Consider the following 23832-nt stretch of genomic DNA (forward strand, 5'->3'; position numbering starts at 1 on the left):
TTAGGCTATTTCGAATAAGTACGAGGAAGACAACTTCGTCGGGGCGGCACGGGTGATCCAAGAGGGGATTGCTGTTGATCCCCTTTTGGCCGAGTGTGAGCTGGAAGCTCACGACCTTTATCAAACGAAGTTTGATATCTTAAAACTCATAGAGTGGGTATGGGCGAAGCACCACGAATTTATCGGCCGCAAGGCCATCGTACTAGTGGTCTAGATTGGTAAGAGGTTGCCACCAAAAGGAATGAATCTGCCAGAGTAAACTAGTGACCTAACCATTATCGTACTTATCAATCAAAGCCGTCACATCGTGAATCAGTGCACTGTTTTTAATTTGCGGTAGTTTGCCCGGAGTGTCTGATTTGGGCTTGATAATCGCCACTTTTTCACCTTGCGGTGAAACCAGCGCAAACGAAGCACTGTGATCCACTTGGTAGTTATCGCCGTCACCCACCATGGCATAAACAAAGCCTAAACTGCGAGTGAGGGGGTAAAGCTGCTTATGCTCGCCCGTTACGGCAACAAACTCCGGATTGAAGAAGTTGGCGTAATTGAGCAAGGTGTCGGTCGAGTCTCGGTCTGGATCCACAGACAGGAAAATGACCTGCAAGTCGGTGTTTTCTGATAATAGTGGGTAAGCCGCTGTTAGCTTACCCATCGTGGTGGGACATACATCTGGGCAGGAGGTGTAACCGATGAAAAAGAGGCTCCAATGCCCCGTTAAGTCATCATTACTAAAACGATTACCATGCTGGTCAGTGAGTGTAAAAGGCGCGATGGCTTGCGGTGTCGGAAACTCAAAGCTGGTTTGTAAGGCCAGCGCTTTGGGCTGACTGAACTGTATTGCTGCCAACACCCCCGCAGCTGCCAATATTACCGCAGCAATAATCCATGATAGTTTCATCGTGCTTTCCTCTCCCAAGATTTAATTGCCATCGCGAGTGCTACACCCAGAGATAGTGGTCAACTAGCAACGCAATAAACAGCAGCATGAGGTGATAGATAGAGAACCTAAATACGTTCATTGCCAGACCGGGCGTTTCATGGAACTTAAGTTGCCATGCTTTGTAGATAAAGCCTGCACTTAATAGCGTTGAACTGACCAGATATACAGGACCACACATGCCGACAAGCACTGGTAATAGGCAAGCAATGGCTAAAAGAATGGTATAGAGGAAAATACAGGTCTTAGTGAACTCAACTCCATGAGTGACTGGTAGCATCGGGATATCGACCTTGGCGTACTCGGCCCTTCGATGAATTGCCAACGCCCAAAAATGGGGTGGAGTCCATGCAAAAATAATGATCACTAGCAATAAAGCATTGCCGTGAAACTCACCAGTGACAGAGGTCCAGCCCAATAGGGGAGGCATGGCGCCCGCAAGACCACCGACGACGATATTTTGCGGTGTTGCGCGTTTCAAATAAGCAGTGTAAACCACGGCATAACCAATCAAACTGGCAAAGGTTAACCAAGCGGTTAACTCATTGACTAACGTATAGAGAATGACAAAGCCCAATATGCCAATACCGAAAGAAAACACCAGCGCTTTGGCGATAGAGACCTTGCCTTTGGGCAGTGGACGGTTATAGGTTCTTGCCATTAATCCATCGATACGGCGGTCGATAAGATGATTAAAGGCTGCAGCGGCACCTGCCATCATACCAATCCCCGCCATACCGGCAATCAGTGGTTGTAATGGCACAGCCCCTGGCACAGCCAAGCACATCCCGACCAAAACAGTCAGTAGCATGAGAGCCACCACTTTGGGCTTGGTCATTTCATAATACGCGCGCCACTGGAAGAGTGACGCAGTTGGGTTTCTGGGTAGTGTTATCTGTTTTTCCATGGCTGCAACCTCGTTATATTCACTCGTGGAACATAAATTAATTAAATGAGTACATTGATTATTATTGTTTTTTAAATAGTAAAATATTCTTTAATAACTTGGCTGTTACGCCTTACGCCACAAGGCGTAATTGATAAAGACTAACGTCAGTAATAACAAGGCTGCGCCAGCGTTATGGGATACCGCGATGCCCAAAGGCAAATGTAAAACCACATTGCTAATACCAAGAATGACTTGCAATACCACTAACACAGCCAGTAACCATGCCGCATTGCGGATAGTTGAAGACAGCGCTTTAGTGACTAATCTGAAGGCTAGAAACAGCAACATGGCAGCGGTAATAATGGCGCCAATGCGATGTGCTACATGAATGGTCATGCGCGCTGAATAATCTAACACGCCATATTCATAGCTTGGATGGTCGCCTTGAAACGGTGAAAATGCGCTGCTAAAATTTAAGTTATCGACCCAATTACCTTCGCAAATAGGCAGTGAAGTGCAAGCCAGTGCGGCGTAGTTAGATGAGGTCCACCCGCCTAAAACAATTTGTAATAACAGTACACCGATGCACATCAAAGCCAAGGTTGATAACTTTCTTGCAGGCGCATCGCCGCCTGGGATCCGCAGTGGTTTACTGCGTAAATAAAGTAACAGTAGTAACGAGAAAAGGGCGAATCCACCGATGAGGTGCGACATCACTACAATGGGCATTAATTTCATGGTGACAGTCCACATGCCGAGCACGGCCTGAAAAACAATCAGTGCTGCGATGAACATAGGCAGTTTTTTCGGTGCGTCTGCTTTTCGTAGGCTCATGATTAAGATTGCTAACACCATTAAACCTAATGCGCCGGCAATGTAGCGATGGATCATCTCAAGCCACGCTTTATCAGCCTCAACGGTATGTTCAGGAAAGGCATCTTTGACTGCTGTTAACTCATGGCTTGCTGTGGGAACCTTGACCATACCGTAGCATCCTGGCCAATCAGGGCAACCGAGACCAGCATCAGATAACCGCGTATACGCACCCATCATAATCACGCAGAGAGTAAAAACTAAGGTGATTTTTAGTAGCGGCTTAATATCCATTAGCCGATCCTCGACAGTTTAAGCATCTTCCTTAAATCGGCAATGATGGCTTTGCCTTGCATTATTTGCGCTTGATGATCGGTGGTTATGGGGTAACTCATCACCATACTGCCGAGGGGATCAACAATGATGAACTCTTGATTGTTGAGCAGTTTGCTCAGAGCTAAATTAGGGGTGGCAGTGACAAAATCAAATGTCTCGAGCGCTGCAAGATCACTGTGCTCATTTAGCATAATAATCGTATGAACCCGATCTTGATTTCGCCCGAGTGCAGTATGGCTCTGTTGTAAAATATACAGTCTATCTTTGCAGGTATTATCGCAAATGGTGGGTAGCTGATAGATCAGTTGCCACTCTTGAGGTTGGGGGTTGGGCATGTCAAGACTTTGGTAGTTAATCCCAACGTTAAGCAGCTCGCCTTTGTTGGTTGCACCACCGTTATACAGCTCAAAACTAAGGATCACTTTGGCAGCAATTACAGGGATAGCAAAAGCCAGACATAGCAGTAATAAAATCTTTTTACCGTTCTTTTGGGGGGAGTTCATTCCATCTCCTCTATGTTATTTTATGTCTCGCATCACCTTTGCGGCAGCTTTACCCGTTTAAAGGAAAGTGACCAGTCATTACCAATACAGCTTTGTGCTATAAGCAAAACTACGGCGATAGCGAACAGTTTAATATCAACACTTCCCGGAACGGCTAGGAAGTCTATTTTCTAACCTACCTTGTCTATTCTTGCTTAGCAATAGCGATGTAAGCTTTTAGTTTAGTTATTTATCTTGTTGTTTTACTTTGCGAAAAAGTAGATAAAGCATGATGATCGCAAATACAGCAGCCATGCTAAACCATTGCACCGCGTACCCTTGATGTTTCTGCGCCGATAGCGGAATGGGTTGCCATGGATGAATGCGCGTATCGTTTGGAATATTGTTGGGTTGCAGTACCGTGCGCGCCAGTGGCTGGTCTATCAATAAGGCTAACTGCTCAATATTTAAGTTCTGAATACGCTTTGGCCAACCGAGCTCAGGCATTAAATCGGAGCTCATCGGGTTCATCTCTTTTTGGTAGACCCGACCCGTAAGCAACAGAGGTTTTGTGATTGCTGCGACCTTGGGCAACACAGCACGATCAATGCCGCCTTGCACAAATCCTAACTCGACTAATAACCAGGGTTTAGAGGGAGCAATTTCAAATGCTTGGTAAGCCAAGTAACCGACTCTGCCATCGACCGTCTGGTTATCGAGAAGAAATACCTGCTGGAGAGTCGGAGTGGCTTGAGTGCTAAGTTTGTAGCCTGTTAGATTTTCATTGTTACCTTGAGCGAGGAGTTGATCAAAACTGAGTACCGTTGCGCTTTGACGTGCGCTCAGCGCGGCTTGCCATTGTTGCTTTTGCTCCGCGCGCTCCAGCTGCCAAAAACCGAGCTTGACCAAAATAGAAAACACGATCAAAGTAGAAAGTACAATAAAGCACCAAGCACCCACGGCCCCTATATTAGGAAACTTAATGAATACACTATTGGTTTTTAAATTGGTTTTAGTACTGCTACTACTGTTCATATTAGTTAATTTAGGCCGCGCCTTGTTTGTGATGGTTAAAGGAGAAAAGAGTGCTCCTATGAGCAAATATTTGGGTCGCCGAGTGCTCTTTTCTGTGCTGGTGGTCATGTTACTTTTATTGGCATTAGGGACTGGGATTATCACGCCCAATCCCAGACCTTATTAAACCGTTATCTTTGTGCTATTCATGTTTAAGTTAAAGTACATAAACAAATATAAATAGGCACAACCAAACTACGTCAACAAAGTGCCAATACCAGCTACCTGCTTGAAAAGCAAAGTGATGTTCTGGTGTGAAATGGCCTTTAAGCACTCTAAAGAACAGCACCATTAGAAATACCGTTCCTAAGGTCACGTGCATACCATGAAAGCCGGTAAGCAAGAAAAAGGTATTACCGTAGACGCCAGAATCAAGCGTCAACCCCATCTCTTGGTACGCGTGAATGTACTCCTCAACTTGCAGGAATAAAAAGCCAATCCCCAACAAAATAGTGAATGCTAACCATATAGTGAGTGCTTTGCGTTTATTGTTCTCTAATCCGACGTGAGCAAAATGCAAAGTCACTGATGACGTGAGTAGAATCAATGTGTTGTATAACGGTAATCCCGTCCAGCCCATGGCTTCAGTGGTGGTGCCTCCTGGCGTGGTGACCAGTGGCCACACGGCTTCAAATGCAGGCCAAAGCACTTCATGGGTCATCGCATTGTTTGATGCGCCGCCCAGCCAAGGTATGGCAATCATTCGGGCGTAGAACAGCGCACCAAAAAAGGCGCCGAAGAACATCACTTCTGAAAAGATAAACCAACTCATGCCTTGTCTAAATGAGCGGTCCATCTGTTTTGAATAAAGACCAGCCATTGATTCTGCAATCACAGTTCTAAACCAGCCAAAAAGCATAAAAATAATGACCGCGATGCCGACAAGCAAGATATAGCCGCCGTTGCCGCCGCCATTTTTTAATTCAGAGACATAGCTACCCGCACCAAATGCGATGAGAAACAATCCTATTGCACCAATAATCGGCCAGGCACTTTGTGCAGGCACATAATAAGGTTCGTGCTTGGTCGTCATGGTGTTGCTCCTTGCTTTACACTATCGACAGCGCCAATAATCAGCCCAGTGTGCAGTGCTAGCACATTGTTTAGTATATATATTTTGTTCATCTTGCAGCTCCTTGCTCTGCAACACTATCGACATAGCCTTTGTCGGTGATGTTGTAGAGGGTATAAGAGAGGGTCAAGGTTGAAATGGAGTCCGGTAATTCAGGGTCCACATAAAAGATGAGTGGCAGATCTGCGCTAGCGGTTGCGGCTAACACTTGCTGATTAAAACAGAAACATTCAGTTTTATTAAAGTAGGCGGCGCCTAGCCCAGGAGATACCGACGGTATTGCTTGACCAACGATGTGTTTCGCCGACAAATTCTTAGCAACAAAGTGGGTACGTATTAACTCTCCGGGGTGGACCTGCATGGTATTCACTTCAGGTTTAAATTCCCAAGGCATATCACTTTGCACTTGGGAAACAAACTCAACAGTGACCGTTCTACTTTTATCTACCGTGATGGGCTTATAAACACTGGCAGTACTTTGGGTTTTGCCATTAATACCTAAGGTGTCGCACAGCACATCATATAAAGGCACCAAAGCAAAACCAAAGCCAAACATACCTACAGCGCCAAGAAGGAGCATGCCGATAAGCTTACGATTAGATTTACTCTGTGCCTGATTCATCTCTACTTCACCTCAGGTGGTGTGGTAAATGAGTGATATGGCGCCGGACTTGGAATGGTCCATTCTAAACCTTCAGCTCCTTCCCAAGGCTTAGCAGGGGCTTTCTCACCACCGCGGATACACTTGATCACTACAGCCAAAAAGATAAATTGAGACAAACCAAAGGCAAAACCACCAATCGATACAATCTGGTTTACGTCAGCAAATTGAATCGCATAATCGGGAATGCGGCGAGGCATACCTGCTAACCCGAGAAAGTGCATTGGGAAAAACAGTACATTCACTGAGATAACTGAGCACCAAAAATGCCAGCGTCCTAGGGTTTCGCTGTACATATTACCGGTCCACTTAGGCAGCCAATAGTACGCTGCTGCCATGATGGAGAATATGGCTCCGGTGACAAGTACATAGTGGAAATGAGCCACCACGAAGTAGGTGTCGTGATACTGGAAATCCGCTGGAGTAATAGCCAACATCAAGCCCGAAAATCCGCCAATGGTAAAGAGTATGATAAACGCGACGGCGAACAGCATCGGGGTTTCAAAACTGATTGAGCCGCGCCACATGGTAGCAACCCAGTTAAAGACTTTTACCCCCGTAGGCACTGCAATGAGCATAGTGCAATACATGAAGAAAAGCTCGGCAAACACCGGCATCCCCGTGGTAAACATGTGGTGTGCCCATACCAAAAATGACAGCACGGCGATACTCGCGGTGGCATACACCATCGACGCGTAACCAAATAAAGGTTTGCGACTAAAGGCAGGCACGATGGCAGAGATAATACCAAAGGAGGGTAAGATCATAATGTAAACTTCGGGGTGGCCGAAGAACCAGAAAATATGCTGGAACATCACGGGATCACCACCACCTGCGGCATCAAAGAAGGCGGTACCGAAGTACTTATCCGTTAATACCATGGTGACGGTGCCCGCAAGCACCGGCATCACCGCTATCAACAAGAATGCGGTAATTAACCAGGTCCAAACAAATAACGGCAGTTTCATCCACGACATGCCAGGGGCGCGCATATTGACGATGGTGACGATAACGTTAATCGCCCCCATTATCGAACTGATGCCCATGATGTGAATGGCAAAAACGAACAGCGCAGTACTGTCTGGACTATACGTTGTCGATAATGGCGCGTAGAAAGTCCAACCAAAGTTGGGGCCTCCACCTTCCATAAACAATGAGCTCAATAGAATTGTGAAAGCAAAAGGTAAGATCCAAAAGCTCCAGTTATTCATGCGAGGCAGTGCCATGTCAGGTGCCCCGATCATCATTGGAATAAGCCAGTTAGCCAAGCCTGTAAAGGCCGGCATCACCGCACCAAATACCATGACGAGGCCGTGCACAGTGGTCATCTGATTGAAAAAGTTAGGTTCGACTAACTGTAAACCGGGCTGAAATAACTCGGCGCGAATAACCATCGCCATCGCGCCACCCGTAAGGAACATAATAAAACTGAACCACAGGTAGAGCGTGCCGATATCTTTATGGTTGGTGGTTAAAATCCAGCGCATGATGCCTTTCGGCGCCCCATGATGATGGTCATCATGGTGATCGTCCTGAGCTGCTGGTGAATCTTGTGTGATTGTGCTCATTTTAATCCCTTACTTTCCGTGACCAACAACGTCAGAAGCCTGAACTGCATCACCTGAGTTATTACCCCATGCATTGCGCTCATAAGTCACCACTGCTGCAAGCTGTTGTGGTGTCAGTAGCGAGGTAAATGCCTGCATAGCAGTACCCGGTTTGCCATTGATAACAGTATCGAGATGACCCGTTACTGGGCCGGTAATGACTGGGCTACCGACTAACGAAGGAAAGGCGCCGGGTAAACCTGTTCCTGCAGCTTGGTGACAAGCAACACAACTGGTCATATAGACTTTCTCTCCCATGGCCATAAGCTCATCCATTGTTAAGTCATCTAAAACCACAGCTTTAGCCTCTGCAACAGCTTTAACTTGTTCAGTCTCAGGTAAGTTGGCAGGTAAAGTGACCGGGATTGCGCTGTTGGGATCGCTGGATGCAGCAGGGCTTGAACTTGAACTCGCGCTAGCAGAGCTCACATCCGCGGCTTGAACTGTATCGCCTGAGTCATTGCCCCAAGCATTACGCTCAAAAGTCACCACGGCGGCAATTTCTGTTGCAGTCAGCTGCTTAGCAAATGCTTGCATAGCAGTACCAGGCTTACCATTGACGACGATATCGACATGGGCGTCGACGGGGCCAGTGGTAATTGGACTGCCAATAAGAGAAGGGAATACGCCAGGCAGGCCTGCACCATTGGGTTGATGACACGCAGCACATCGAGCGAGATAGATTTGCTCACCTTGAGCCATGAGTTCGTCCATGGTTAAGGTTTGTGAAAGTGCGGCCTCTGCTTCAGCTTCAGCATTATTAGCTTGCTGCTGCTGAGCAAGTAGCCACTTATCGAAGTCTGCTTCTGAAAGCGCTTCGACAACAATCGGCATAAATCCGTGGTCTTTACCGCACAATTCAGCGCATTGACCGCGATAAATACCGGGCTTATCAATTCGTGTCCAAGCTTCATTGATAAAACCGGGATTAGCATCTTTTTTGACAGCAAAAGCGGGAACCCACCATGAGTGGATAACGTCATCAGATGTCATCAAAAAGCGTACTTTACGATTAATGGGTAATACGAGATGTTTGTCTACTTCAAGTAAATAGTGTTCACCTTTAGCTTCGGTGCCCTCTATTTGTGCTCTAGGAGTCGACATTAAGCTATAAAACTCAACGTCTTTATCGAAATAGCTGTAATGCCACTTCCACTGCGAACCTGTTATTTTAATGGTGAGGTCAGCATTACTGGGGTCTTCCATTGCAATCAAGGTTTTGGTTGCGGGAATAGCCATGATTATAAGAATGATAAAAGGCACTACAGTCCACAAAATCTCGACTTTAGTACTTTCATGAAAGTTGGCGGCGACTGCGCCTTTTGATTTGCGATGGTTGATCATGGCATAAATCATTGCGCCAAAAACAACAATGCCAATAGCACAGCAGATATAAAGGATAATCATATGGAGGTTATAAACCTTACCACTGATTTCCGTTACGCCTTCTGTCATATTAAACGGCATTTCTGATGCAAACAGTGCAGGCGAAAATATTAGCGCCAACACACAGTACAACAATTGCTTCACTAGACTTCTCCTCTGTCAACAAGACAAAGAAGAGTCACACAGTAAGTCTCTGCTCTATGTAAACTCTTCAGTTCCCAAAAAAGCAACGATGACTTCAAAGTGCGCGAGTGGTTTATCCATCGTGTCGTTATGTTTCGACTATCGATTAGACTTTATATAATTTCAGTATTTTAATACTGGTTAGTGTAACCACACTGGCACCTACGGCTGAAATATATCAGGCCGATCTCAGTCTTCATATACTCTTTCAGGATCTACAGTCCATACATAAAGACCGACGACTAAATCGCTCGGATATAACAAATATCGTTGTTATCAGTACCTACCCTACTTGGTGTTGAAATATTGATCAAGATCACTTTTTGATTCATTTGCTTAGCGGCAGTAATAAAAAAGCTCCCGTTAAGGGAGCTTTGCTTGAGAGACTAGATTTGTAATAGAAAGAATTGCTTAATGGACTGCAGCGAACAGTGAACCTTGTTTAAAGTCCTCGTCCTGTGTGTTTATTGTGCTATCAGGTAAGTGAGCATTCGCATTTTCAATAATGATACCCACCGCTTGAGCACTCTTAGCGACTAATTGCAGTCGTCTACTGTCTCGTGCATCGACTTCATTAGTCCAGGTTATTACCGCGCTTGATGTGCCACTCGTGAGCGCTTTTTCCATAGCCCAAAGTGTTTCGAATTCATCTTTCGCGTGTACCAGTAGAATTCTATCCATGCGGACGCCAGCAGAAGCGAGCATCTGTTTGTAACCGATATTAGGTGGGCTAATTAAGACAATCCAGCGACCTTGTTGGCTCAGTTGAGCAAGTTGGCCACTAATCTGTTTTAATTCAGTGCGCCCCTGAGTGTGAGATACCATAGTTTCGATATCTGTATTTACCTTTTTAGACATAGCTTGAGCAGGTATATCTTGCCAAAGGCCAGGGTGACGCGGGCTTACACCTAATAATTTGTTCATTGCCAATCTCCATTACGGATCACGCCAACGGCTAAACCTTCAATACTTAAGCTTTGGTTTGCCAGATCAACTTCTATCGGTGAATAATCTTCGTTCTCAGCATGTAAATAAACTTTATTGCCTTTCTTTTCAAAGCGTTTAACCGTGACTTCATCTTCTACTCGTGCCACGACAACTTGACCGTTGCTTGCGTGTTGGATCTTATGCACTGCAAGTAAATCGCCTTCAAGTATGCCGATGTTTTTCATGCTGTCACCGCGTACTTTAAGCAGAAAGTCGGCTGCCGGACGGAACATCGCAGGATCAATTTTATAGTGCTGCTCTACATGTTCTTGAGCCAGAATTGGTTCACCTGCGGCCACTTGACCAATAAGTGGTAAACCAAGGTCTGCATCTTCGGTATCATCTTGGATTAACTTAATTCCTCGAGAGGTACCTGGCATGATCTCAATACAGCCTTTCTTCGCTAAAGCTTTTAAGTGCTCTTCGGCTGCATTGGCAGATTTAAAGCCTAAACGTTTGGCTATTTCAGCACGGGTGGGTGGCATACCTGTGTCTGTAATATTGCGTTTAATTAGCTCTAAAATTTCAGCTTGACGTGGTGTAAGTGGTCTCATTATTTAGCCTGTCTTTCCATACAGTAACTGTCAGTATATACAGTATTTTTGTTCGCGCAAGTATTAACCAAATTTATGTTAAAGTTGAATCTATTAGCACTAGGGTGGGGCTGAGAGATTAAGGAGGGATGAACGAGATTTAATCCTGATAGGCAGAATATACAATGACTTATGATGCCTTAAGTCATTGTTCTATAAATACGCAGATGTTTCCGAGTGCCATTATAAAGCAATTGCGCAAACGCTCCGGAATTCTGGTATTCTACGGGGTTATTAGAAGCGACTATACTGCAAGCGAATCATGTCGAAAAAAGACTCTCTTTGGTTTAAATCATTACGCTGGATCCAAAAAAAGCTCGTGAACACTATTGTAGTGCCTCATGATCCTTTTGAAGACCTCAATCTCGATCCAAGTAAGCCACTCGTTTATGTCATGAAAACAGAATCTGTTAGTGACATAGCAGCTCTTAGTGAGATAACCGGTAAATTCGGTTTACCTAGCCCATATAATGACTTAGAGGTCAATGGGGTGACTGCGCCGCGCGTTGTCTGCCTTGAAGGTAGCAAGCCTCTATTTGGCGAAAGAGAAAGTGCTGAACAGTATTTGCATTGCTTTAAGCGCCTATTGAGTGTGCATAAGCAAAATGAAGAATTAGATATTCAGCTCGTTCCTGTGAGCCTTTATTGGGGACGAACCCCTGGCAAAGAAGACGACACCATGCGCGCAGCTGTGTTGGAGCGTCAAAATCCGACTTGGTTGCGCAAGTGCTTGATGATCTTATTTCTCGGTCGACACAACTTTGTGCAGTTTTCTAATGCCGTTTCTCTGCGTTATATGGCAGACGAACATGGTACCGATAAGCGCATTGCCCAAAAACTAGCCCGTGTCGCGCGAGTGCATTTTCAGCGTCAACGTAAAGTCATGACCGGGCCTCAGCTGCCTAAGCGCCAAGCTCTGTTCCATGCTTTGCTAAAGTCAGAATCAATTACGCGAGCCATTAAAGAAGAAGCGACAAATAAGAAAATCTCCGAATCAGAAGCGCGTGCTAAAGCGATGGAGTATCTAGATGAAGTCGCGGCGGATTACTCCGATAGCTTAGTGCGTATTACCGAGCGCTTTCTTACTTGGTTGTGGAATAAGCTCTATAAGGGTATCAATATTAAAGGTGCTGAGCAGGTTCGTCAGTTGCACCATGATGGTCATGAAATCGTCTATGTACCGTGTCATCGCAGCCACATGGATTATTTGTTGCTGTCTTACATCCTCTATTATCAAGGCATGGTGCCGCCGCATATTGCTGCTGGCATCAACCTTAACTTCTGGCCAGCAGGACCTATGTTCCGTCGTGGTGGCGCATTCTTTATTCGCCGAAGTTTCCGCGGTAATAAACTCTATACTGCAGTTTTCCGTGAATACCTCGATCAACTCTTTACTAAGGGTTATCCGGTTGAGTACTTTACCGAAGGCGGCCGCTCACGCACAGGTCGTTTATTAGCGCCTAAAACAGGCATGATCGCCATGACGCTTAACAGTGTACTGCGCGGTGTCGAACGTCCTGTCACTTTAGTGCCTGTTTATCTTGGTTATGATCATGTAATGGAAGTGGCGACTTATCACAAAGAATTAAGTGGTAAAAAGAAGAAGAAAGAGTCGGTTTGGCAAGTATTTGGTGCCATTCGCAAGTTAGGTAATTTCGGCCAAGGCTATGTGAATTTTGGTAAGCCAATTACCTTACACAATTTCTTGAACGATGAAGTGCCAACGTGGCGCGAAGATCTCGCCGAAGATCCTGAACAAAAGCAACCATGGTTTACGCCAGCGGTGAACAAGTTGGCCAGAGAGGTGATGACTAACATTAACGATGCTGCCGCGGTAAGTGCGGTGACGTTAACCAGCTTAGTCTTGCTAGCATCTGAGCAAAATGCGTTAGAGCGTAGTCAACTCGAGAAGCAGTTGGATCTTTATCTCACGTTATTAAAAGAGTTGCCTTATACCGAATATACATCGGTACCAGAAGGCAGCGGTAAAGACCTTGTATCTCATGGTCTGGAACTGAAAAAGATTAAAATTGAAAGTGATTCGCTTGGGGATATTATTTCCATCGATGATAGCATCGCAATTACAATGACTTACTATCGTAACAACATTATTCATTTAATGGTTGTCCCCTCACTCATTGCCGCTTGCTTGCTGCGTAAAGAGCAGTGTACTCGTGATGATGTACTTAGCTTTGTCAGTGATTTTTATCCGTTGCTGAAAGCGGAACTGTTTATGGGCATTGAGGATCCGGTAGCCTATACACACAGCATTCTAGATATTTTTGTCGCGCAAGGCTTAGTGGCTGAAAATGGCCATTTCAATGTTGCTGATAATAAGGTGAATAAGTTGCTGCTGTTGTCTGGCACGATAGACGAAACCATGCAGCGTTACGCCATTTTGTTTAATTTGTTAGCAGTAAAACCGAACATGGAACGCTCGGAGCTTGAACGCGATAGCCACCGTCTTGCACAAAGGCTGGGAGCGCTTCACGGTATTACGGCGCCAGAGTTTTACGACAAGAAGCTATACGCCACGCTCAGCGTTAAATTAAAAGAGTTAGGTCATCTAACGGATAGCGAAGGGTGCAGTGATATTAAGCGTATTAAGGACAGAGCCAATTTACTGCTACGTTCATTGGTAAGGCAAACAATAGTCGATAGTGTTAATGCGGAGCAAAATAGCTAATGGCCAATCATATGAACGCGGCCAAGAATAAGTCTGCAGGAAAATCGGTATTGGGCGGCGCAATGATCATCGCTGGCACCACCGTTGGAGCGGGTATGTTCTCGTTACCGGTTGTGGGCGCTGGGATGTGGTTTGGCTATTCAATGCTGATGCTGGTTGGAATATGGTTTTGCATGTTGGTGTCGGGGCTGATGTTGCTCGAGACTAATTTGCACTTTAAACCGGGTGCGAGTTTTGACACATTAACGAAAACAACATTGGGCCAGTTCTGGCGTATCATCAATGGGCTCTCAATCGCCTTTGTACTGTATATTTTGACCTATGCTTATATTAGTGGCGGTAGCTCGATTGTTAACCATAGCCTTGCAGGGCTGGGAATTAATCTTCCGCAAAGTATTGCCGGACTTATTTTTGCCGCTGTATTAGCGTCAATCGTTATTATCAGCACTAAAGCGGTCGATAGAATTACCACTATTATGCTGGGTGGTATGATTATTACGTTCTTTATTGCCGTAGGTAATCTGCTGATCGATGTGGATACCACTAAGTTGTTTGTGCCTGATGGCGAAACCAGTTATGCGCCATATTTACTTGCTGCTCTGCCCTTTGGCTTAGCAAGCTTTGGCTACCACGGTAACGTGCCGAGCCTGGTAAAGTATTACGGTAATCAACCAAAGACGATTATTAAAGCAATCTTCATTGGTACCTTCATCGCACTAGTGATTTATAGCTGCTGGTTAGTGGCGACCATGGGTAATATTCCACGCAGTCAGTTTATTGATATTATCGCTCAAGGCGGCAATATGGGCATATTGGTTGGGGCATTGTCAGAAGTGATAGCCAGTCGCTGGCTTAACACCATGTTGTCGTTATTTGCCAACCTTGCCGTTGCTTCATCATTCCTCGGTGTCACCTTAGGCTTGTTTGATTACCTTGCGGATCTGTTTGGTTTTGATGAATCTCGTCAAGGCCGTTTAAAGACCGCCGCAGTAACATTTATACCGCCAACTATTTTGGGCTTGCTATTTCCCAACGGGTTCTTAATTGCTATTGGTTTTGCAGCATTAGCGGCAACCATTTGGGCAGCGATAGTCCCTGCTATGATGGCCTATAAATCACGACAAATATTTGCAGACAGTGACAGTTTTAAAGTGCCAGGTGGCACGCCTTTGATCGTCGTCATCATCATTTTTGGTTTGGTGACGGGGGCATGCCACTTGCTCGCGATGGCGGGTATATTGCCCGTTTACGGTTAATCAGCGTCATTCATCTGTATGATTAAAAAGCCTCTTTTATAGAGGCTTTTTATTTTGTCGGTTTATCTTATTCATATATTGCGTCGGTGTTTGTTGTCTAAAACGGGCAAAGGATCGACTAAAACTATGTGCATTTGCATAGCCTAGGCGCTGTGCTATCTCGTTAATCTCTTTGCCTTCCAACATGTATTTGATTGCTTGATTACACAGGATATAACCTGATAAATCGGTAAAACTCAGCCCTACTTTCTGCAAACGTCGTTGCAGTTGTTGTCTTGATATCCCAAATAGATTGGCCACCGATACCACCGTTGGCAGACCATAATAGCGTGAGTAATTGACCATCTCGTAGAGCACTTTGGGTAAGTCTGTGGGTTGTGGCATATTCAAGTATTTTTCAAACTGAGCGAGGGATACTGAACTGGTTAACGTGTCCGCTGTAAAATCGTCCATAGGGGACGAGGTAAATAGGTCATCAACACTTATCCATAATTCAGTTTGTGCGGCATTCCAAGAAACAGGGCAGCCAAATATGGCTTCAGTCTCTTGTTGTTTAATGGGCGGACCGCTGAGTCTCAGTTTTTTTAAGCGGTAATGATTACCCGAAAAACGCTTGATGGCATTGAATAAAGTGATGGCGACACGCAACGAATCATGTGAGCGGGCCCTTTCTTTGGCATAAGGGTTGTTGTAGCACCATTTCAATATGTTACCTGATTGCAGAGGATAGTAACTTGCCCCGGAATGAAAGCTACAAATCCCATGGTTAATCCGCCGAAAACACATCGCCAGATCGGGCGCCGACAAAAACCAATTCCCAGGTATTTTTAGTGCTGAAATATCTAGATAACACTGAATTTTCACCATGTAATCGGCTTCACCCGTTAGTGTCTCTAGCTGTGTAAACCACTTAGATGCTTCGTTAAAAGGGATGAGCTCCATGCCTTCGTCAAACAGTGCTTCCGGGATCGACAAGTCAGTTAAACTAATTCCATAGTGAGCTTCAACACCCTTAAAAACTGGCGCGATATAGCTAGAGCGAATAAATGCTGTATCCAATATTAAGACCATTCCCATAGCAAATGTAATACCTCATTGAATCATAAAGCAGTGCTAAATGATACGTAGGGGTACTATAGCTTGTTCTAATTCATAGACAGGGCAAACTGCCTCTTTGAGTCAGTTGATTGTTATAGGCCTAATTTTATGAGTTTATTCAGTATGCCGTTTGTCGATACCGGTGTTGATGGCGCCTTACATGGTGTAGCGGGTGTCGTGATGGTGCTGACGATTGCCGCAGCGGCCTTTGGCTTTTGGAAGATCCATGAGATGCCAATTAATCAGGCGCATAAAAAACAACACCAACAGATTGGATTAATTACCGCGCTCACCTGGATAGGGTTTGTCTGGCATTGGGTGTGGGTCATGGCGGTAATTGTTGCATTCGTTGATAGCGAAAAAGGATTGCGCCGTGTGCGAGACATATGGCGAGAAAACAGTAACGACAGCACGAGTGATAACAGTGCAGAAATAAAGCCACTTGAGATAAATGAGGAGCAAACGAATGCTTGAAGGCTTAGCGGTTTGGGCTCTATTAATCTACCTGCTGCGTTTAGTCGGCATGCCGTGGAACACTTATAGTAAAAGCTTCGCTTATTTAGGCGGAACGGGGTGGCTGATGTTTGTTTGGGTTGGCCTGCTCAACTACACCCCAATGGACATGTCGGGTGGCTCTTTGGTGCAATCGCCACGTATTCAGTTACGGCCTGCCAATACCCAAATAAAAGGTAAAGTAGATAACATCTATGTACAACCCAATCAAACGATTGAGGCTGGTCAGTTAATCTATGATCTGGATGATGAGCCGTTTCAGATTGAGCTCAATAAGACGTTGGTGGCTAAACAGAGCGCAACAGTGGCACTGTCGCTAGCCAGCGAAGATGTGAAGCTGGCACTGAAGCAACATGATATTGCGATTGCCGATGTGAGTATTAGTCGTAATGAGCTGCATGCTGCAACCAAAGATCTAAATTGGAAACAGACAATGCTCGCCCGTTACATGGAGCAAAATCATGTTGTTCCTGACACGGTAACGAAAAGTTTACTGGATGAACAACAAACGGCGGTCGATCTTGCCATGGCGCAAGTGAGTACCTATGGCAGCCAAATTGAAAAGGCAGTTACGGCAGAGCAAACGGCGCTACTCAATATTGAGAAGTCTCACCTTAATGTGCAAGGCCGTGAGTCGGACCTTAATAGCGAGATAGAAAATGTAGCGCAAGCACAGTGGAAGCTAGACAACACCAAGGTATACGCACCAGCAGACGGTTATGTCACTAACTTCATTATGCGTGAAGGTCAGTATGTTGGCGTTGCCCCTAGAATGCAGATGTATACCAACGAAAAGTACGTGTTAATGCGAGTCAATCATCAGGCTATTCGTAATGTAAAGGTGGGCCAGATGGCAGAATTCTCCTCGGCTGTTTACCCTGGAAAAGTATTTAATGCAGAAGTTGAAGGAATAGTAGAAGCCACGGGAGAGTCGCAAGGGTCGTTACTGGGTTTTGATGACAATGTGAGGCAAACGACAGGGTTAAATGCCAGTAATAAGCATCATTTTGTCAGGTTAAAGCTAACAGAAACCGGTGACTATGATATTCCTGTAGGCTCTGTGGGGCTGGCTTGGATTTCGGGAACCAAGCCCATCGCATTCCTTAATTTCTTGGACATTATTCGCGGTATCGTGATCAGAATGAAATCACAAATCTACTATTTCTATTCCTTATAATAAACGTCGGCCATGTAAGTTTCGAACTGAGACTGTGCATGGCCTTTATACTCAATGCCTTGTAAGAGGCAAGGCTTTGGTTAACTAAGCAAACACTCGATCTCTGCCATTCTTTTTGGCGGTATAGAGCGCCTTGTCTGCTCGTTTTAGCGTCTGCTCAAAGGTGGACTCACCGTGATGCTCTGAGACGCCAATAGAGATGGTAATGTTGGCCGATTTGGTTGGAATTTGCGCGCTCTCTTTCCGGTTTGATTTACTGGTTAACTTTCGCGAATCATTTCGTATAGCGATCTTATAATCCCTCACTTTAATTCTAATCTCCTCTAAGTGGGGCATAATCTCCTCTACGTCCTTATTGGGGAATACTATGGTAAATTCCTCGCCGCCATACCGGTAGACTTTACCCCCACCTTTAATTTTATTCAGTTTACAGGCGACCAGCCGTAAAACTTGGTCGCCAATGTCGTGACCAAAATTGTCATTAAATTTTTTGAAATGATCGATATCGACCATCGCTACGCTGTAGTGGCTATTAAGTGACGGCGCCATGGTATTGAGTGCCCGACGAGAATAAAGTCCAGTGAGATCATCGCGATAAGCCAACTGGTGAGACTCACACAAGATGGCAAGTAGATAAACGAGAGCAAGCAAGCAGAGTAGCAGTGCCAGTGGTAATTCAGCGGGTAAGTAAAAGTGAAATAACCAAATAAACAAGGTGACAGTAATAGTTGAATCGATTCGACTACCACGTGACACACAGCTAATGCAGGTGACCAGCGTTGCGATTCCTATTGGAACCTGCATCGGCGTTAGCAGCTCCAGTACAGTAGGGAGCGTATTGGCAGACGGTTGGTTAATCAATTGCATCAGTGCTATCGAGCCAAACGCGATGGCAAAGCAAAGCACGATACCGAGTATAATCTTGATTGAATACACTGAAAATAAGGCTCTATCGCGAGTTATCGCGAACAGCATAATAATGAATGTTCCGGCGAGAAAGATAGGTTCGACTACTGGCTCAATAATACTCGCATCAACCATATCACCATGCTCGAGGAGATAATGGCTCAGCTGTAACAGTGCCAAGTAAGTGATGCGGGTACAGTTAAATTGTAGGGCTAATAATGCTGCAACGGGGAGCAGGTAGAGTGGCAACTCCGTTATCGTAGGCATCCAGGCTAGCCAAATGTGCTCATAATATTGGGCGGCAGCGATGCAGCTGAATACAATAACAATGGGCATAAAGAGGTAACGGATGCTACGTAAAAATACCGACACTTAATATCCTTATAAATGGCCTCTTCAATATTATAGACGAGGCTGGGAGATATCAGCTATAAGTTGCTCTTTGAGACGTATATACCCATCTTACTTGAAGATGCTCGTTTCAGAGTCGTTGTGCTAGTTCAATTCTAGGCGCGTTAACGAAGAAATGGTTATTCCCTTTTAAGTTGGTGCAACAACGAAGTGAGCTTGCACAACGCCTTCTGCGATGGGTTTTAATGGGCTTTACTCTGTGTTATTAATTTTACCAAGGGAACGACCATTAGTGGCAATCAATGCCTTGATTAAAGCCCATTAAACTCCCACTGGATCCTGCATCTTCAAGTAGAATGGGTATATATCCATCTAAGAAATTGACAAATCTCACTCAATATCTTAATTAGTTAACAATCCTTCATTAGTTGGACAGTCCGCATAATTCAGTCTTAACTTCAAAGAGCGTTAACTGAGTTTATGATGGGAATTAAAATGAAAATCGATCAATATTTTCAAGGCCAACCTTGCTGGGTAGAGTTAGCATCGTTAGATATTGCGGTCAGCAAGCCTTTTTATAACGCATTGTTTGCCTGGGATATTGTTGATATGCCTATCCCACATGGCACCTATAGTATGTTCAATCTTGAGGGGGACGATCTCGGGGCTATGTATCAATTGCCTGCTGAGATGATCAAAACGGGTGAATTAAGCCAATGGTTGATCTACTTTGCCGTAGAGGATCTCGACAATACGCTGGTGGATGTGGCAGGTGCAGGCGGTACTATAGTGCGTGGTCCTCATGATGTAGGCGAGGCGGGAAGAATGGCTGTGATCATGGATCCTGAAGGGGCTAGGTTTGCGCTATGGCAGGCCAACAATCATATGGGCGCTCAGCGTGCTGGTGAGAAAGGCACTTTATGCTGGGTAGAACTGGCTTGTCGGCAACCTAAGATCGCAAAGCCTTTTTACTCTCACGTCTTTGGATGGGGCACGCGAGTGACGGACATGGAGGGTATGGAGTACACCGCGTGGCAGGTTGGAAGCCAAGAGGTTGGCGGTATGATAACAATGACAGACGAGTGGGGCGATATGCCAGCCCATTGGATGAGCTATTTTACCGTCGGTGATTGTGATGCAAAAGCACGGCAAGTGGTTGAGCTTGGTGGCGCGATTTGTGTTCCTCCGACCGATATAGCCAATGTGGGTCGTTTTGCTGTGGTCAATGATCCTAATGGTGCTGTGTTCTCGATCATTGAACTAAAAATCGCTTAAACATCAGTTTTGTGTGAGTAATTGTAAATTAATGGTTTTTTATGTTGTTTAATCTTTATTGTTTGGTTAATTTGTTTGGCTCCGTTGGACGGAGCCTAATCAAAGATGGTTATTTGATTATTAACATAATTAATTTAGGGAAGACCACAAATGGTAAAGAAATGGATTGGCTTGATGTTGCCTATTGTATTGGTTAGCTTGATGGGATGTGCGTCAACTAGCGACTCAGAGAGTGGAAAAGAGGCTGTTGAAAAATCAAAGAAAAGCTGTCAAAAAGTAAAAACAACCGGTTCACGGTTAGGCCGCTGTCTTTAGTCTTTATGAGTAAAACATAAAAAAGCACTGCTCTAGGCAGTGCTTTTTGTTTTATTAGCCAGATGAGTCGCTAACTTTTATTTGTTGCGCTACCTTTATCTAGATTTCTGCCATAGATGAGCAGGTAAATAGCAGGAATAACGAATAGCGACAGTAATGGTGCGGTGACCATACCGCCAACCATAGGTGCTGCTATTTTCTGCATCACTTCATTACCTGTACCACTACCCCACATGATCGGTAATAAACCGAAAAAGATCGTCGCTACGGTCATAGCTTTAGGGCGAATACGCATCACGGCGCCGTGGATCAGTGCTTCGGACAAATCGCTGCGTTGATTGTATTGCCCTGCTGCTTTGCGATCTCTTATGCTGTTATTCAAGTACACCTGCATCACCACGCCAAACTCTGCTGCGACACCTGCAAGTGCAATCATGCCCACCGATACCGCCACCGAGAAGTTGAAGTCCAAAAAGTACAATAACCATGCGCTACCTACGAGTGAAAAGGGCAGACTAAGCATGATCACTGACGCTTGGATGAAAGAGCTGAACGTCATCATCAGTAGCATAAAGATAACGATCAACATCAGTGGTACAACCAACTCCATTTTGGCTTCGACTCGCTGCATATACTCATACTGCCCAGCAAAGGTGTAGCTATAGCGCGGTGGTAGCTGGATCTGCTCATCAAGTGCTGCTCTTGCAGTCTTAATGTATTCACCAATAGAGATATCTTTTAAGTCAACAAACACCCAGCTTATTAAGCGACCATTTTCACTGGCCAGCATGGGGGCACCATCGCTCACAGTAATGCTCGCTAAATTGCCTAAAGGTAAGTATTTGCCCGTTTTTGTCAGTACGGGTAAATCTTTGAGTTTCTCAAGACTATCGCGCAGTTCACGTGGATAACGAATATTGATGGGATAGCGTTCTTGACCTTGAATCGATTGGCCAACTTGCATCCCCCCAATGGCCATTTGCACCACGTCTTGGATATCTCTAAGTGTCATCCCGTAGCGAGCGGCACTTTTAAGATCCGGTTCAATATCGATATAACGCCCACCACTGGTACGTTGGGCAAACGCCGATGCCGTTCCGGGTAACTTGCTGACCACTGCTTCAATCTCAGTACCAATTCGTTGGAGCTCATCGATATCTGCGCCCGATATTTTGATGCCGACAGGCGTTCTAACCCCTGTAGAAAGCATATCAATACGGGTTTTGATGGGCTGTACCCATGCGTTGGTCATGCCAGGTACTTTGACGGTTTTTTGCAATTCAGCAATAATCCCCTCAAGTGTCATCCCTTCTCGCCATGTCTCTGGCGGGTTAAGCATGATGGTGGTTTCTAACATGGTTAACGGCGCAGGATCGGTTGCCGTCATCGCGCGGCCGACTTTACCAAATACCCGCTTAACTTCAGGCACGGTTTTAATCAACCGGTCTGTTTGTTGTAAGATCTCGGCCGCTTTACCCGCACTGACGCTGGGTAGGGTGGTCGGCATATAGAGTAAGTCACCCTCTTCAAGCTCTGGCATAAACTCACTACCCATTTTCGTCATTGGGTATACAGCACTGCCAAGGGCCACAATAGCCAGCAAAATAGTGACTTTAGGAAAGCGTAATACCAAGCGTAGCATTGGCTCGTATATCGCAATCAATACTCGGCTGATGGGGTTTTTGCGTTCGTCAGGGATTTTGCCGCGAACAAAGTAACCCATTAGTACTGGGATCAAGGTGATCGCCAATATCGCACTGGCCGCCATGGCGAAGGTTTTAGTAAATGCCAGTGGATGGAATAAACGCCCCTCTTGCGCTTCAAGTGCAAATACAGGCACAAAGCTCAATGTGATGATCAGCAAACTGAAAAACAGCGCTGGCCCAACTTCAACTGAGGCTTGCCGGATGAGCTCCCAATGAGCATCGCCTGTTGGCGCTTCACCGTTATGTTTTTCACGGTAGTGCTCTAGGTGCTTATGGGTGTTTTCGACCATCACAATGGCGGCATCCACCACTGCACCAATAGCGATCGCAATCCCCCCGAGACTCATAATGTTGGCGTTAACACCAATAATATTCATCACGATAAAGCTGATTAATATTGAGATGGGCAGTGAGATAATCGCCACGAGTGTTGAGCGGGCATGCAGCAAGAAGACGAGACAAATAATGCCCACCACTAACATCTCTTCCAGCACTTTATGTGTCAGGTTCTCTACCGAGTTGAGGATCAGTGTCGAGCGATCGTAAGTGATCACTAACTCAACCCCATCGGGTAAACCATTTTCGATCTCTTTTAGCTTATCTTTTACATTGTTGATGGTGGCTAACGCATTTTCGCCGTAGCGCATCACCACAATGCCGCCAACGACTTCACCCTCACCATCTAACTCGGCGATACCACGGCGAGCGGCAGGACCTGTACGCAGCTGCGCGACATCTTTCATCAAGACGGGGGTGCCAGACTCTGACAATATGCCGAGCGGGATCTCTTCAAAATCATCTAAGGTTTGGCGGTAGCCTGATGAAGTGATCATGTACTCCGCTTCTGCCATCTCAATGACAGAACCGCCCGTTGAGCTGTTGGAATTGTCTAAGGCATTTTTAACTGTCATCAAATCAATTTGATATAGGGCTAACTTATGCGGGTCGACAATGATCTGATACGACTGCTCCATACCGCCAATAGTGGCAATTTCTGATACGCCCTCAACGCTTTGTAACTCAAGCTTTAAGAACCAATCTTGCAAAGAGCGCAACTGAGCGAGGTCATGTTGACCCTTGCGATCGACCAAGGCATATTGAAATACCCAGCCTACCCCCGAGGCATCAGGGCCTAGGGTCGGTGTTACGCTGGCTGGCAGCTGTCCTTGGGTTTGCGACAAGTACTCTAATACTCTCGATCTCGCCCAATAGATATCGGTACCGTCTTCAAAAATAATGTAGACGTAAGAGTCACCAAACATTGAAAAACCGCGAACCGTCTTCGCACCCGGTACGGCTAGCATTGCGGTTGATAATGGATAAGTGATCTGGTCTTCTACCAACTGCGGTGCTTGCCCAGGGTAAGAGGTTTTTACAATCACTTGCACATCCGATAAATCGGGTAGTGCATCAAGGGGTGTCATGCGCATAGCTTGGTAGCCGATTAAGGCGATTATCGCAGTAAGCGCTAACACCATCACCCGCTGTTTAATCGCGGCGCTAATAATTTTCTCTAACATATCGTA

Annotated in this window: 20 protein-coding genes; 6 read left to right on the forward strand and 14 right to left on the reverse strand. The window is 45.5% G+C overall.

What is annotated here, in order from left to right:
• Window positions 1–268: 268 nt before the first annotated feature.
• The 5 genes from L2729_RS00885 to L2729_RS00905 all read right to left on the reverse strand — a co-directional run bounded on the left by L2729_RS00885 (window position 269) and on the right by L2729_RS00905 (window position 4495).
• Window positions 269–901 (reverse strand): SCO family protein, encoded by a 633-nt coding sequence (locus tag L2729_RS00885; RefSeq protein ID WP_248986538.1) that lies wholly within the window; start codon window positions 899–901, stop codon window positions 269–271.
• Window positions 902–941: 40 nt separating this feature from the next.
• A complete protein-coding gene (cyoE, locus tag L2729_RS00890; protein WP_248986539.1) occupies window positions 942–1847 on the reverse strand; it encodes a heme o synthase in 906 nt (301 codons plus the stop codon).
• 105 nt (window positions 1848–1952) lie between these two features.
• Complete coding sequence (locus L2729_RS00895) at window positions 1953–2936, reverse strand: COX15/CtaA family protein (protein ID WP_248986540.1); 984 nt, start codon at window positions 2934–2936, stop codon at window positions 1953–1955.
• The gene (locus L2729_RS00900) at window positions 2936–3481 is read right to left on the reverse strand and encodes a hypothetical protein (protein WP_248986541.1); all 546 of its coding nucleotides are present in this window, start codon (window positions 3479–3481) and stop codon (window positions 2936–2938) included. The genes L2729_RS00895 and L2729_RS00900 overlap by 1 nt, the downstream gene beginning before the upstream one ends.
• A gap of 225 nt (window positions 3482–3706) precedes the next feature.
• A complete protein-coding gene (locus tag L2729_RS00905) occupies window positions 3707–4495 on the reverse strand; it encodes an SURF1 family protein (RefSeq protein WP_248986542.1) in 789 nt (262 codons plus the stop codon).
• Here L2729_RS00905 and L2729_RS00910 point away from each other — a divergent pair.
• Window positions 4443–4661 (forward strand): DUF2909 family protein, encoded by a 219-nt coding sequence (locus L2729_RS00910; protein WP_248986543.1) that lies wholly within the window; start codon window positions 4443–4445, stop codon window positions 4659–4661. The two genes, L2729_RS00905 and L2729_RS00910, sit on opposite strands and share 53 nt — an antisense overlap.
• A 30-nt stretch (window positions 4662–4691) precedes the next feature.
• Here the strand turns inward: L2729_RS00910 and L2729_RS00915 are convergent, their stop codons facing one another.
• From L2729_RS00915 to lexA, 6 genes are all read right to left on the reverse strand, one after another.
• On the reverse strand, window positions 4692–5567 hold the full coding sequence (locus L2729_RS00915) for a cytochrome c oxidase subunit 3 (RefSeq protein ID WP_248986544.1): 876 nt from the start codon (window positions 5565–5567) through the stop codon (window positions 4692–4694).
• Between the two features lie 88 nt (window positions 5568–5655).
• Window positions 5656–6228 carry a cytochrome c oxidase assembly protein gene (locus L2729_RS00920; protein WP_248986545.1) on the reverse strand — a complete coding sequence of 191 codons (573 nt, stop codon included), beginning with the start codon at window positions 6226–6228 and terminating at the stop codon, window positions 5656–5658.
• Window positions 6229–6230: 2 nt separating this feature from the next.
• Window positions 6231–7835 carry a cytochrome c oxidase subunit I gene (gene ctaD / locus L2729_RS00925; protein ID WP_101090754.1) on the reverse strand — a complete coding sequence of 535 codons (1605 nt, stop codon included), beginning with the start codon at window positions 7833–7835 and terminating at the stop codon, window positions 6231–6233.
• Between the two features lie 9 nt (window positions 7836–7844).
• Window positions 7845–9404: a cytochrome c oxidase subunit II gene (coxB, locus tag L2729_RS00930; RefSeq protein ID WP_248986546.1), complete on the reverse strand. Its 1560-nt coding sequence runs from the start codon at window positions 9402–9404 to the stop codon at window positions 7845–7847.
• A 450-nt stretch (window positions 9405–9854) separates the two neighbouring features.
• Window positions 9855–10367, reverse strand: coding sequence for a cell division inhibitor SulA (locus L2729_RS00935; RefSeq protein ID WP_248986547.1), 513 nt, complete (start codon window positions 10365–10367; stop codon window positions 9855–9857).
• The gene (gene lexA, locus L2729_RS00940) at window positions 10364–10984 is read right to left on the reverse strand and encodes a transcriptional repressor LexA (protein WP_248986548.1); all 621 of its coding nucleotides are present in this window, start codon (window positions 10982–10984) and stop codon (window positions 10364–10366) included. Before lexA ends, L2729_RS00935 begins: the two co-directional genes overlap by 4 nt.
• A 301-nt stretch (window positions 10985–11285) precedes the next feature.
• Between lexA and plsB the strand changes: the two genes are divergently transcribed.
• On the forward strand, window positions 11286–13709 hold the full coding sequence (gene plsB / locus L2729_RS00945; RefSeq protein ID WP_248986549.1) for a glycerol-3-phosphate 1-O-acyltransferase PlsB: 2424 nt from the start codon (window positions 11286–11288) through the stop codon (window positions 13707–13709).
• Window positions 13709–14965 carry a tryptophan permease gene (gene mtr, locus L2729_RS00950; RefSeq protein ID WP_102039906.1) on the forward strand — a complete coding sequence of 419 codons (1257 nt, stop codon included), beginning with the start codon at window positions 13709–13711 and terminating at the stop codon, window positions 14963–14965. The genes plsB and mtr overlap by 1 nt, the downstream gene beginning before the upstream one ends.
• A 36-nt stretch (window positions 14966–15001) precedes the next feature.
• On the opposite strand, the gene L2729_RS00955 is transcribed toward mtr, so the two are convergent.
• Window positions 15002–16024, reverse strand: coding sequence for an AraC family transcriptional regulator (locus L2729_RS00955; protein WP_248986550.1), 1023 nt, complete (start codon window positions 16022–16024; stop codon window positions 15002–15004).
• A 147-nt stretch (window positions 16025–16171) separates the two neighbouring features.
• Between L2729_RS00955 and L2729_RS00960 the strand changes: the two genes are divergently transcribed.
• Together L2729_RS00960 and L2729_RS00965 are read left to right on the forward strand one after the other, a co-directional pair.
• Window positions 16172–16537, forward strand: coding sequence for an MFS transporter (locus L2729_RS00960; RefSeq protein WP_248986551.1), 366 nt, complete (start codon window positions 16172–16174; stop codon window positions 16535–16537).
• Window positions 16530–17753, forward strand: a complete 1224-nt coding sequence (locus L2729_RS00965) for an HlyD family secretion protein (protein WP_248986552.1) — start codon at window positions 16530–16532, stop codon at window positions 17751–17753. The genes L2729_RS00960 and L2729_RS00965 overlap by 8 nt, the downstream gene beginning before the upstream one ends.
• A gap of 84 nt (window positions 17754–17837) precedes the next feature.
• Here L2729_RS00965 and L2729_RS00970 read toward each other — a convergent pair whose 3' ends face one another.
• Window positions 17838–19031 carry a GGDEF domain-containing protein gene (locus L2729_RS00970; protein WP_248986553.1) on the reverse strand — a complete coding sequence of 398 codons (1194 nt, stop codon included), beginning with the start codon at window positions 19029–19031 and terminating at the stop codon, window positions 17838–17840.
• A gap of 474 nt (window positions 19032–19505) precedes the next feature.
• Here L2729_RS00970 and L2729_RS00975 point away from each other — a divergent pair, with 474 nt between their 5' ends.
• Window positions 19506–20285, forward strand: a complete 780-nt coding sequence (locus L2729_RS00975; RefSeq protein WP_248986554.1) for a VOC family protein — start codon at window positions 19506–19508, stop codon at window positions 20283–20285.
• Window positions 20286–20670: 385 nt separating this feature from the next.
• Here the strand turns inward: L2729_RS00975 and L2729_RS00980 are convergent, their stop codons facing one another.
• Window positions 20671–23826 carry an efflux RND transporter permease subunit gene (locus tag L2729_RS00980; RefSeq protein ID WP_248986555.1) on the reverse strand — a complete coding sequence of 1052 codons (3156 nt, stop codon included), beginning with the start codon at window positions 23824–23826 and terminating at the stop codon, window positions 20671–20673.
• Between the last annotated feature and the right edge of the window lie 6 nt (window positions 23827–23832).

The organism is Shewanella gelidimarina, from assembly GCF_023283945.1.
Classification (GTDB): Bacteria; Pseudomonadota; Gammaproteobacteria; order Enterobacterales; family Shewanellaceae; genus Shewanella; species Shewanella gelidimarina.